9 protein-coding genes are annotated in these 11,707 nt (G+C 66.6%); 5 read left to right on the top strand and 4 right to left on the bottom strand.

Annotated features, from left to right (window positions below):
* The first annotated feature begins 45 nt into the window (after positions 1-45).
* The 5 genes from IB229_RS16260 to IB229_RS16240 are packed head-to-tail and all read left to right on the top strand — an operon-like array spanning position 46 to position 6,335.
* On the top strand, positions 46-1,794 hold the full coding sequence (locus tag IB229_RS16260; RefSeq protein ID WP_192330840.1) for a vWA domain-containing protein: 1,749 nt from the start codon (positions 46-48) through the stop codon (positions 1,792-1,794).
* On the top strand, positions 1,795-2,379 hold the full coding sequence (locus IB229_RS16255) for an RNA polymerase sigma factor (protein WP_192330838.1): 585 nt from the start codon (positions 1,795-1,797) through the stop codon (positions 2,377-2,379).
* Complete coding sequence (locus tag IB229_RS16250) at positions 2,376-3,224, top strand: hypothetical protein (protein ID WP_192330830.1); 849 nt, start codon at positions 2,376-2,378, stop codon at positions 3,222-3,224. Before IB229_RS16255 ends, IB229_RS16250 begins: the two co-directional genes overlap by 4 nt.
* A gap of 54 nt (positions 3,225-3,278) precedes the next feature.
* Positions 3,279-5,762 carry a hypothetical protein gene (locus tag IB229_RS16245; RefSeq protein WP_192330828.1) on the top strand — a complete coding sequence of 828 codons (2,484 nt, stop codon included), beginning with the start codon at positions 3,279-3,281 and terminating at the stop codon, positions 5,760-5,762.
* On the top strand, positions 5,763-6,335 hold the full coding sequence (locus IB229_RS16240; protein ID WP_192330827.1) for a hypothetical protein: 573 nt from the start codon (positions 5,763-5,765) through the stop codon (positions 6,333-6,335).
* Between the two features lie 81 nt (positions 6,336-6,416).
* Here the strand turns inward: IB229_RS16240 and IB229_RS16235 are convergent, their stop codons facing one another.
* The 4 genes from IB229_RS16235 to atuD all read right to left on the bottom strand — a co-directional run bounded on the left by IB229_RS16235 (position 6,417) and on the right by atuD (position 11,693).
* The gene (locus IB229_RS16235) at positions 6,417-7,241 is read right to left on the bottom strand and encodes an SDR family oxidoreductase (protein ID WP_192330824.1); all 825 of its coding nucleotides are present in this window, start codon (positions 7,239-7,241) and stop codon (positions 6,417-6,419) included.
* Between the two features lie 211 nt (positions 7,242-7,452).
* On the bottom strand, positions 7,453-9,444 hold the full coding sequence (gene atuF, locus IB229_RS16230; RefSeq protein ID WP_192330822.1) for a geranyl-CoA carboxylase subunit apha: 1,992 nt from the start codon (positions 9,442-9,444) through the stop codon (positions 7,453-7,455).
* A 154-nt stretch (positions 9,445-9,598) separates the two neighbouring features.
* Complete coding sequence (locus IB229_RS16225; protein ID WP_192330820.1) at positions 9,599-10,396, bottom strand: enoyl-CoA hydratase/isomerase family protein; 798 nt, start codon at positions 10,394-10,396, stop codon at positions 9,599-9,601.
* A 139-nt stretch (positions 10,397-10,535) separates the two neighbouring features.
* Positions 10,536-11,693: a citronellyl-CoA dehydrogenase gene (atuD, locus tag IB229_RS16220; RefSeq protein ID WP_192330818.1), complete on the bottom strand. Its 1,158-nt coding sequence runs from the start codon at positions 11,691-11,693 to the stop codon at positions 10,536-10,538.
* Positions 11,694-11,707 lie beyond the last annotated feature (14 nt).

Here is an 11,707-nt window from a genome sequence, read left to right as displayed (position 1 = left end):
CGTCTACCTGAGCGAATGGACCTTTCGCCCCAGGAGACCGCCGCCATGTCCGACCTCACTACCTTGATTCGCCAACCACTGCTCGCCGGTTTCACTGCCGGCTTGGCCATCGCCCTGACGGCCTGCAGCGTGGCCGAGAGCGAGGCACCCGCCAAGGCCACCGCCAAGCCGGCCGAACCCATGGTGCTGCACGAACAGCAGCACGAAGCGCTGGATGCCAGTGCCGCCTACAGCGCGCCTCAACGCAGCGAAGCCGCCAGCGTTGCCGGCGCTGTCGAGCTGCGCAAGATGGCGCCGCAGAGCATGCCGATGATCGCGCCGGCGCCGATGGTCGACAGTGTCCAGGGTTACCAGGATGTTTACCGCGAGCAGTACCAGAAGGTCGCCGACAATCCCGTGCACGCCGTGGCCGAGCAACCGGTCTCGACCTTCAGCGTCGATGTCGACACCGGCAGCTATGCCAACGTGCGCCGCTTCCTCAACAGCGGCAGCCTGCCGCCGCAGGACGCGGTGCGCCTGGAGGAGCTGGTCAACTACTTCCCCTATGCCTACCCGCAGCCCACCGGCAACACACCGTTCGGCGTCGGCACCGAGCTGGCCGCCTCGCCGTGGAATCCGCAGAGTCGTCTGCTGCGTATCGCGATCAAGGCGGCCGACATGCAGGTGGCCGAGTTGCCGCCGGCCAACCTGGTGTTCCTGGTCGACGTGTCCGGCTCGATGGACCGCCGCGAGGGCCTGCCGATGGTGCAAGGCACGCTCAAGCTGCTGGTCGACCAGCTGCGCCCGCAGGATCGTGTGGCGCTGGTCACCTATGCCGGCGATGCGCGGGTGGTGCTCGAGTCCACGGCCGGCAGCGAGAAGGCCAAGATTCGCGCGGCCATCGACCAGCTCACCGCAGGCGGCTCTACGGCGGGCGAGTCCGGCATCCAGCTGGCTTATCAGCAGGCGCAGCAGGGCCTGGTCGACAAGGGCATCAACCGCATCCTGCTGGCCACCGATGGTGACTTCAACGTTGGCATCAGCGACTTCGAAACCCTCAAGCAACTGGCTGCCGACAAGCGCAAGAGCGGGGTTTCCCTGACCACCCTGGGCTTTGGCACCGATAACTACAACGAGCAGTTGATGGAGCAACTGGCCGATGCCGGCGACGGCAACTATGCCTACATCGACAACCTGCGCGAGGCACGCAAGGTGCTGGTCGAACAGCTCAGCTCGACCCTGGCCGTGGTCGCCAAGGACGTGAAGATCCAGGTCGAGTTCAACCCGGCCGAGGTCAGCGAGTACCGCCTGCTGGGCTACGAGAACCGCGCCCTAAAACGCGAGGATTTCAGCAACGACAAGGTCGACGCCGGCGAGATCGGTGCCGGGCATACCGTGACCGCGCTGTACGAGATCGTCCCCGTCGGCGCCAAGGGCTGGCTGGAGCCGCTGCGCTATGCGCCGGCGGTGAAGGGCGAGGGCAAGGCGGGCGAACTGGCCTGGCTGCGCCTGCGCTACAAGGCGCCGCAGGGCGGCAGCAGCAAGCTGGTCGAGGTGCCGATCGAGGCCAGCGCGCGGATCACACCAATCGCCGAGGCCAGCGAAGACCTGCGTTTCGCCGCCGCCGTCGCCGCCTTCGCCCAGCAGCTCAAGGATGGTCGCTATACCGGCGCGTTCGGCCTGGCCGACAGTGCGGCCCTGGCTCGTGCGGCCAAGGGCGAGGACCGCTACGGGCTGCGCGCCGAGTTCGTGCAACTGGTGGAGCTTGCACAAAGCCTGCACACTGCGCAAAACGTTCAAGTCAGGGCCGACTAATTGAACCAACCCTTGAGGGACGATGACGCCGCACTGCTGCGGCGTTATCGCAACGGCGAGGCGGCGGCGTTCGCGCAACTCTACGAACGCCATCGCCTCGGCCTGTTTCGTTTCCTGCTGGGCCTGTGTGGTGATCACGCGCTGGCCGAGGAAGTGTTCCAGGACACCTGGATGAGCCTGATCCGCAGTGCCAGCGAACAGCGCGAAGCCGTGCTGTTCAAGACCTGGCTGTACCAGATCGCGCGCAACCGCCTGATCGACCACTGGCGCAAGTCCGGTCGCCACCAGGGAAAGCTCGATGAGTACGACGAGCAGCAGCATGCCAGCGCCGACCCGGGGCCCGGCCCCGAGCAACAGCTGCTGCTCAGTCGTGACCAGGAGCGCCTGCAGGCGGCCCTGGCCGATCTGCCCGAGGAACAGCGCGAGGTGTTCCTGCTGCGCGCCCATGGCGACCTGGAACTGCACGAGATTGCCGAGCTCACGCAGACGCCGGCGGAAACCGTGAAGAGTCGTCTGCGTTATGCGTTGAACAAGTTGCGTCGGCTGCTGGCCGATCCGGCTTCGGCCGAGGAGGTATCCGCATGAGCCACCACCCCCATGATTCGCAGCAGGACGACGCGCTCCTGCAGCACTTTCGCCAGCACAGCCAAGGCGAGCCATCGGCGGCCCTCGATGCGCTGATTCTTGCCGCGGCGCACGATGCCGTGGCGCCTCAGGCGGCCAAGCCCGATTGGTCACAACGCCTGCATGCCTGGCTGTTCGGCTCCGGCGGGCGCACGCGCTGGTCGGCCGCCTTCGCCAGCCTGGCCATCGTCGGCATCGGCCTGAGCCTGACCTGGCGCACCCAGGAACAGGCCCCGGCGCTGTACGACGCACCGGCACCGATGGCGGCCCAGGCACCCGCGCCGCTGGCCCGTGAAAGCACGCCGGCGATGGCCGAGGCGCGCAAGCAGTCCGCCGAGATTGCCGCGAAGAAAACCGAGCAACCGACGGCCCTGGCGGAAAGCGTCGATGCCAGTGCGGCCTACTCGGCTGCACCGCGCATGGCGCTTCAGGCGCCTGCAGCAAAGCCGGCGCCAGCACCGTCCGTTGAGGCGCTGGCCGATGCTGCCGGCAGCCCCGCGCAGGAGATGGTGCCGACAGCGGACCAGGCGTTTGCCGCCGCGAAGGAAAAGGCTGCCGCGTCGGCCAGGTCCAAGGCCGAAGCCCAGGCAGAGGCCACGGTGGCGGGCAGGGTAGAGGGCCAGCAGAAACTGGCCGAAGACGCCTCGCTGCACCAGCGGCTGCTCAGCGTGTTGCAGTTGCGCCGTGATGGTCAGCATGAGGCTGCCGAGCGCCAGCTGGAGGCGGCGAAGCAGGCATTCCCACAGCAGGACGTAACCGCCGAGCTGCGCCAGCTCGAGCAGCAAAGCACGGGCAGTTCGCGGTAGTGCTCGCGGGCGGCGGGTAGACTGCGGCTTTCCCTGCGCAAGGAATGCCGCGCCATGCCCGCCGAACCGAACAGCCCGACCGTGGATGAGGATCAGCAACCGATGCACCGGCTGTTGCTGCGCCTGGTCTGGGAGCTGGTCAAGCTGGTGGCGCCGATTGCCGGCGTTGCCATGCTCGCGCCGTATTACGGGCTGGGCATTCTCGCGCTGTTGGTGGTGCTGGTCGGTGGTAGCGCCAAGCTGGGCTGGAAGCAATTTGCCGCTGGTCTGAGCTGGCTGCTGACCGCCGTGATCATCGGCCTGTGCATTGCCCTGGGTAGCTGGATTACCGCGTGGTGGGGCGTGCCGCTGGCGGTCCTGCTGCTGTTCGTGGGGCTGGCCTCGGCGGCCACCTATGAGAGGCGTCTGGGCCTGGCCAAGTCGCCGCTCAAGCCCGAGGCGGTGAACCATGATCTGCCAGCAGGGGCCAGCGCCTGGTCCGGTGACGACCTGCTCACGCCCGAGGGCGAGGCGGTGCGCACCTTCGACTGGGGCGAGCTGTGCATGGGCGGGCCGACCTATGGCACCTACCTGTTTCCCGATGGCGTGCTGCTCAGCGGCCTCGGTTCATCGGTGCGCTTTTCCGATAACGGCCGCTATTTCGCCGCGCCCTTGCCGGGGCGTGATGGCTGGGGCCTGCTGATTCTTGATCGGCAGACGCGCAAGGTTTATCGCCACGCGCAGCTCAACGAATTCTGGGAGCTCGACGCGTTCACCGACGAGGCGCTCACTGGCCGTTGCAGTCCACTGGTGGACAACCAGCGCTATCGCATGCCGCTGGCCGATCTGCTCGATCCGGCCAATGCCGTGCAGCTGGAGGCGACAGGCGACCTGTGGCTCGAGCCCGGCTGGATCGATGCGGGCGCCCCCGAACAGCGCCGTTTCCCGGCACCGCAGGGCGGGCATCGTTTGCTCGCCAGGCGTTACGTTCCCGAGTCGCTGCGTGCGCTGGCTGATCCGACGCTGCCGCTGCGTTATCCGGCTTATCGCTTGCAGATGGATGACGCGCTCAGCGACCTGCTGATCGACGCCAGCGAACCGGTCATCTGGCGCGCCGATGGCCAGGCGCTGGTGTGCCGGGTGACTGCGTTGCAGGCGCAGACCCGTTGGCCATGCGCGTACTGGTTGTGGCAAGCCGGGCAGGGCTGGCGTGTGCTGGCCAAACCGTGGAGCGAGGCCGAAGACGAGCCGTCGCTGTTCTGGGAACAGGCGAGTGCGCTCACCGAGCAGGCGATGATCGTGGAGGGCACGGTCGATCATCCGTACCCCGACCACATCGGTTTCGGCTATGCGCTGCACAGCACACCGAGCGATGTGGAGGTCGCCATCGGCCATAGCGCCCAGGGCCGCCTGCAGGTTGGCGAGTATCGCCGCAGCCGCGTGCAACTCAGCCTGCCGCTGGTGGCCGAAGCGCGCCGTGGGGCCGCCACGGTGTTGTCCGAGCCGCTGGGTGAGGGCGTGCGGGCGACCTTCACCTGGCAGCGCGACAACCTGAGTGGCCGGCTCGGCGCCTATACCTGCCGGATCGGTGGCTGGGTGCTCGACGGCGACTGGCTGCTCGATCACCGGGTGTCCGAGTGTGGGCGTTACCTGGCGCTGGTGGCGTTCGCCGATTCGCCGGGGGTGTCGGCTCAGGTCTGCGTGGCGGATACCCTGCAGCGCACCCTGTTGTGCCTGCCGCGCGCGTTGCTGGTGGCGCGGCTGGTGGACCTGCGTGCTGGCGAGCTGAGCCTGTTGCACATCCTCGGGCGTCTGGGCGAGGACGAGCAAAGCACGCCGCTGCGGCGTTACGATCAGGCCGCGCCTGCTGCCGAGCGTGCCGCACGCTTTGTCGAATACCGCGCGGATTCGCGGCTGTACTACGAGTCCCTGACACTGCGCATCACCGAGCAGGCGTTGCAGCCATTGCCGCGCTGGCGCCTGGTCGGCCGGCCGCAGGTGGCCAACGCCGAGGGCGATTTCGTGTTGCCCGCACCAACGGGGCACGATGCCGCCTGGTTGTTCGGTACGCAGAGCGAGTACTGCGACAGCTACCTGCGTGAGGGCTTTCCGCGCCGGGGTGGCTGCCTGTTGACCGCCTCGGGCCTGGCGCTGGACAACCTCGGCCCGTCGATGATCTGGTCGGCGGACGGACGCTACCTGGCGCTGACCCGCTTCGTCGACCGCCTGTCAGCCAGCCAGCCGGCAGATACCGACCAATGGCACCTACTGTTGCTCGATACCCATGAGCGAAGCTGGCGCGATGGTGGTAGCCATATCGGCTGCATGCCCGTGTTTGAGGGCTTCGACGCCCAGGGCATCGAGGTGCGCAGCTTCACCTATGACTGGGAAAACGAAGAGGACGCCGGCGAGCTGCGGCGCATCGCCCTGGCCGATCTGCTGAGGCTCTGCGCTACGCCGCTGGAGGCGCGCGGGACGCTCTGGCTGCCGCCTCACGAGCTGCCGCGTGCCGGCCAGTGGCAGCGGCTGGACGCTTCTCCCCTGCAGGCCTGGCGCTGAATGAAACCTCGCGACACGCCCCGCGGCTTGCCAGATGGCGGAACACGGGCGAGCATAAAGACTCATGTTTACCGTTCTACCGCTATGAAATCGTTTCGCTTATTTGCTCCATTAGCACTTGCCGGCCTGCTCGTGGCCTGCGACGACCCGCCCGCACCGAAGGCGCCACCAACGCCGAAGCCTCCCGCGGTGCAACCTGCCACGCCAGCGCCAAGCAAGGCCGAGACGCCCAAGGGCGAGGCCGCTAAGCAGGCGGCGGACGCCGAAAAGCCAAAGCCGGCGGAGGAACAGAAAGCCATCGCCAGCACGCCAAAGCCTAAACTCAGCAAGCCCAAACCCGCCAAGGACGTGGTTCTGCCGCCGGCCAAGCTGGATCTGCGGTTGCCCAAAGAGCTGGTCGAGGAGATCAAACCGAGTGAGGTGCTCAACGAGCAACCGGTGCTGCCGCCGATGTTCGTCGACAAAACCCCGGAGGTCAGCCCGTTCGAGCTTAACGGGCGGATTCTCACCAACGAGCAGGCCGGTGATGACTCGGTGCAAGGCGCCGAGCTGCAGTTCAAGTTTCGCAACTGAACGAGTAGCGCCCAGCCACCGCAACGGGGCTGGGTGGCGAGGTGCCGTCTCGATCGGCGCGGCGCGAGGGTGAATCTATCTTTAGTCGACGAACAGGTCCGGGACCAGGCTGCCGCCATCGGCATCGAAGCGGTAGTGCTCGAACTCGGTCTGGCCGTGCTCACGCAGGATGTCTTCGTCGATCAACAGGCGCCCACTGATGCTGCGGCCCTGGCTGGAGAGGATCAGGTGCGCCGCGTCAGCCATGATCGCCGGGGTGCGCGCGCGCTTGAAGGCGTCGCGGCTGCCCAGTTCGAACTCGATGGCGGCGGTGGCGATCATGGTTTTCGGCCACAGTGCGTTGGCGCTGATGCCGTACTTCTTGAATTCCTCGCTCATGCCCAGCGTGAGCATGCTCATGCCGTACTTGGTCGAAGTGTAGGGGCCGTACTGGGCGAACCATTTCGGGTCGATGTTCAGCGGTGGCGACAGGCTGAGGATATGGCCGTTGCTGCTTTTCTTCAGGTAGGGCAGGGCCGCCTGGCTGCAAACCATCACCGCGCGGGTGTTGATCTGGAACATCAGGTCGAAGCGCTTGGGCTCCAACTGTTCGACGCCGAGCAGTTTGATCGCCCCGGCGTTGTTGATCAGCACGTCGATGCCACCGAAGTGTTCGGCGGCGCGGGCCATGGCGGCCTTCACAGCGGCTTCGTCACGCACGTCCAGTTGCAGGGCCAGGGCCTTGCCACCGGCGGCTTCGACTTCAGCGGCCACCGAATGAATGGTGCCCGGCAGCTTGGCGTGGGCCTCGGCGCTTTTGGCGGCGATGACGATGTTGGCGCCATCGGCAGCGGCCTTGAGGGCGATCTCGCGGCCGATGCCGCGGCTGGCGCCGGTGATGAACAGGGTTTTGCCTTGCAGGGACATAGCGGGGCTCCGTTATTCATTGTTCTTGCTGATATGGCGATGGTTCCCACGCTCCTGCGTGGGAACCCCTTGGGCGACGCTCTGCGTCCCATGTGACGCAGAGCGTCGCGGCCTGCATTCCCACGCGGAGCGCGGGAACGATCAAACGGGTTTTTAGTGCGTAGGGTGGGTGAGCGCCGCGCGGGTGTATGCGGCGCTCACCTGTCCTACCTCATTGAGCTTCCGCGGCTTCGACCTCCACCAGCAGCTGGCGATTCTTCACCTGGTCGCCCTGGCTCACGCCAACGCGGCGGATCACGCCGTCGATGCCGGCCTTGAGCGGGTGCTCCATCTTCATCGCTTCCAGCACCACCAACAGTTGGCCCTTGCTGACGCGTTCGCCCTCGGTCACCAGCACCTCGACTATGGCGCCATCCATCGGCGCCTTGACCGTGCCGGAGCTGGCGGCGTTCTGCCCGCCGGCCGGTTCGTGGGTGACGTCGCTGAGCTCCAGATTGCCGCCGTGGCCATATAGCCAGACGCGCTCGCCGGCCAGGTGATAGGCGCGGCGCTGGCGGATGCCGTCCAGCTCCAGGCTGGCCCAGCGGCCATCGCTGGCCAGCAGGCGCAGTTCGACCTGAGCCTCGCCGATTTGCGCACGCAGCAGCGGCTGTACGCCGGACTCCAGCACCTGCAGCTCGACCGCGTGTTTCTGCTCGCCCTGCTTGAGCACGAAGCTCCAGGGCGCGCCGCTGCTGTTACGCCAGCCGGCCAGGCCGCCCTGGTGGGCGCGGCCATTGGCCGAGGCCTGGTAGAGCAGGGCGGCGGCAGTCGCCAGCTCGGCGGCAGCCGGGGCTTGTGGCGTCAGGCTCGGGTCGTCGGCGAAGTGTTCGCCGATAAAGGCGGTAGTGGCGTGACCAGCGGCGAACTCGGGATTCTTGAGCAGGTTGGCGAGGAAGCGTTGGTTGCCGTTGACGCCGAGTAGCACGCAGTCTTCGACCGCACGCGCGAGCTTGCGCCGGGCCTCGTCGCGGGTGGCGCCGTAGGCGATGACCTTGGCCAGCATCGGGTCGTAGAACGGGGTGATGGCCTGGCCTTCGACCAGGCCGTGGTCGATGCGGATGCCATCGAGCAGCGCCGGTTCCCAGCGCAGTACTTCGCCGGTTTGCGGCAGGAAGTTGTGCGCCGAATCCTCGGCGTACAGACGCACTTCCATGGCGTGGCCGGTGAGGCGGATTTCGTCCTGCTTGAGCGGCAGCGGCTGGCCTTCGGCGGCGCGGATCTGCCAGGCGACCAGGTCTTGTCCGGTGATCAGTTCGGTGACCGGGTGCTCGACCTGCAGGCGGGTGTTCATTTCCAGGAAGAAGAATTCGCCGCTCTGGTCGAGGAGAAATTCCACGGTGCCGGCGCCAACGTAGTTGACCGAGGCCGCCGCCTTCACCGCCGCTTCGCCCATGGCTTTACGCAGCTCCGGCGTCATTACCGGGCAGGGCGCTTCCTCGACCACTTTCTGGTGGCGGCGCTGCACCGAGCAGTCGCGTTCGCCCAGATAGACGATGTTGCCGTGCTGGTCGCCGAATACCTGGATTTCCACATGGCGCGGGCGAATCACTGCGCGCTCGAGAATCAGCTCGCCGGAGCCGAAGGCGTTCTGCGCTTCGGAGCGGGCGGTACGGATCTGCGCCAGCAGCTCGCTCGATTCATGCACCAGGCGCATGCCACGGCCACCACCACCGGCGCTGGCCTTGATCATCAGCGGGTAGCCAATGCGCGCTGCCTCCCGGCTCAGGGTCTCGTCGTCCTGGGCGGCGCCTTCGTAGCCGGGGATGCAGGGTACGCCCGCATCGAGCATGGCGATCTTGGACAGGCGCTTGCTGCCCATCAGGTGGATGGCTTCCACGGTCGGGCCGATGAATACGATGCCGGCGGCTTCACAGGCGCGGGCAAAGTCGGCGTTCTCGGAGAGAAAACCGTAGCCCGGGTGGATCGCATCGGCGCCGGTCTTCTGTGCCGCGGCGATGATGTTGTCGATCACCAGGTACGACTGGTTGACCTGCGCCGGGCCGATGCACACGGCCTCGTCGGCCAGCTGCACATGGCGTGCACCGGCGTCGGCTGCGGAGTACACCGCCACGGTGCGGTAGCCTAGGTCTTGCGCGGTGCGCATCACCCGGCAGGCGATCTCGCCACGGTTGGCGATCAGAATCTTGTTGAATGCAGCCATGTTGTTTTTTTACTCCTGCCGTTCAAACCGCTCGATTTGTTCCCCTCTCCCGTTGGGAGAGGGGCCAGGGGTGAGGGATGGTTCAGCCCGTGCGGTCTTCCCCTCACCCCAGCCCTCTCCCGGCGGGAGAGGGAGTTGTTCGTGTGTGCCTGAGTCACTCAGCCCACTTCGGCTTGCGCTTCTGCACGAAGGCCATGGTGCCTTCCGCGCCTTCGCTGCCCAGCACCGCTTCGGCGAACTGGCCGGCGGCGTGGTCGAGCAGGCTGCCGAGGTTCTCCGTTTCGGTGGCCAGCAGCAGCGCCTTGGTCGCCGCATTGGCGCCCGGTGCGCACTGACGTATCTGCTGCAGGCATTCGGCGAGGCGGTCGACCACGGCCTGGTCGTCGGCTTCGCTGAAGTGCACCAGGCCCAGGCGCAAGGCCTCGGCACCGTCGAAGCGGGCGGCAGTCAGGGCCAGACGACGGGCCTGGGTTAGGCCGATGCGCTTGACCACGAACGGCGCGATCTGCGCCGGCAGAATGCCCAGGCTGGTTTCCGGCAGGCCGAACTTGGCGCCCTGGTGGGCGATGGCGATGTCGGAGACGCAGGCCAGGCCAAAGCCGCCGCCGAGCACTGCGCCTTCCAGTACGGCGACCAGCACCTGCGGTGCGCACTGGGCTTCCTCCAGCAGGCTGCCGAAGGCGCGGTTCAGCTCGCGGTAGGCGTCGCTGCCGCGGGCTCTGGCACCGGCCATGTCCTTGATATCGCCGCCGGCGCAGAAGTGGCCGTCGGCGCCGCGCAGCACCAGGGCGCGCACGTTCAGGTCGACGCGCACCGCGCGCAGCACGGCGCGCAGTTCCTCGACCATCGCCAGGCTCATGGCGTTGCGGCTTTCCGGGCGGTTGAGGGTGACGTAGAGCACGCCCTCGACCTGCTCCAGCAGCAGGGTTTGCGTATTCGGTAGTTCAGCCATCACAGGCTCCTCGTGATCGTTCCCACGCTCTGCATGGGAATGCGCTGTGCGGTGCTCTGCGCCGCTGGGACGCGGAGCGTCCCGTTCTGGGTTCCCACGCAGTCGGTTCGACGCCTCGAAGTGGGAACCATCGGCGAAGTTATTTCTTTTTGCCGGGCAGGGTGCCCATCAGCTTGCAGATGATGCCCAGCATGATTTCGTCGGCGCCGCCGCCGATGGAGACCAGGCGCACGTCGCGGTAGGCGCGCGACACCGGGTTGTCCCACATGAAGCCCATGCCGCCCCAGTACTGCAGGCAGCTGTCGGTGACTTCGCGGCCCAGGCGGCCGGCCTTGAGCTTGGCCATGGAGGCCAGCTTGGTCACGTCGCGGCCTTTGATGTACAGCTCGGTGGCGTGGTAGACGAGGGCGCGCAGGGCCTCGATCTCGCTCTGCAGTTCGGCCATGCGGAAGTGGATGACCTGGTTGTCGATCAGCGGCTGGCCGAAGGTGTGGCGTTGCTTGCAGTACTCGATGGTGCTGTCGACGCAATACTCCAGGCCCTTGATCATGTTGGCCGCGCCGAACATGCGTTCTTCCTGGAACTGCAGCATCTGCATCATGAAACCAGCGCCTTCGTGGCCGATGCGGTTGCGCTGCGGTACGCGCACGTTGTCGAAGAACACCTGGGCGGTTTCCGAGCTGCGCATGCCGAGCTTGTCCAGGTGCGGGCTCAAGGTGATGCCTGGGGTGTTCATCGGCACCACGATCAGCGACTTGTTGACGTGGGGCTTGTCGTCGCTGGTGTTGGCCAGCAGGCAGATGAAGTCGGCAGACGGGGAGTTGGTGATCCACATCTTGCTGCCGTTGATCACGTAGTCGTCGCCGTCCTTGCGCGCGGTGGTCTTCAGGCCGGCGACGTCGGAGCCAGCGCCGACTTCGGAGACGCCGATGCAGCCAACCATGTCGCCGGCGATGGCGGGACGCAGGAACTCCTCGCGCAGCTCATCGGAGCCGAAGCGCGCCAGGGCCGGGGTGCACATGTCGGTCTGCACGCCGATGGACATGGGGATGCCGCCGCAGTGGATGGTGCCGAACTCTTCGGCGGCGACCACCGAGTAGCTGTAGTCCAGGCCCATGCCGCCGAATTTCTCCGGCTTGGAGATGCCCAGCAGGCCGAGGTCGCCGGCCTTCTTGAAGATCTCGTGCATGGGGAATTTGCCGGCTTTCTCCCACTCGTCGACGTGCGGGTTGATTTCCTTGTCGACGAAGTTGCGGACGGTGCGGCGAAGCTCTTCGTGTTCTTGGGTGAAGATCATTTTTATTGTTCTCC

The sequence above is a fragment of the Pseudomonas sp. PDM14 genome, from assembly GCF_014851905.1.
In the GTDB taxonomy this organism is placed as follows: Bacteria; Pseudomonadota; Gammaproteobacteria; order Pseudomonadales; family Pseudomonadaceae; genus Aquipseudomonas.
This window is presented reverse-complemented; position numbering and strand designations above follow the sequence as displayed.

What these genes read in the sequence shown, in the direction of transcription:
- IB229_RS16260 (WP_192330840.1), top strand. Translation starts at nt 46, where the DNA reads ATGTCCGACCTCACTACCTTGATTCGCCAACCACTGCTCGCCGGTTTC.
- IB229_RS16250 (WP_192330830.1), top strand. Translation starts at nt 2,376, where the DNA reads ATGAGCCACCACCCCCATGATTCGCAGCAGGACGACGCGCTCCTGCAG.
- IB229_RS16245 (WP_192330828.1), top strand. Translation starts at nt 3,279, where the DNA reads ATGCCCGCCGAACCGAACAGCCCGACCGTGGATGAGGATCAGCAACCG.
- IB229_RS16240 (WP_192330827.1), top strand. Translation starts at nt 5,763, where the DNA reads ATGAAACCTCGCGACACGCCCCGCGGCTTGCCAGATGGCGGAACACGG.
- IB229_RS16235 (WP_192330824.1), bottom strand. Translation starts at nt 7,241, where the DNA reads ATGTCCCTGCAAGGCAAAACCCTGTTCATCACCGGCGCCAGCCGCGGC.
- atuF (WP_192330822.1), bottom strand. Translation starts at nt 9,444, where the DNA reads ATGGCTGCATTCAACAAGATTCTGATCGCCAACCGTGGCGAGATCGCC.
- IB229_RS16225 (WP_192330820.1), bottom strand. Translation starts at nt 10,396, where the DNA reads ATGGCTGAACTACCGAATACGCAAACCCTGCTGCTGGAGCAGGTCGAG.
- atuD (WP_192330818.1), bottom strand. Translation starts at nt 11,693, where the DNA reads ATGATCTTCACCCAAGAACACGAAGAGCTTCGCCGCACCGTCCGCAAC.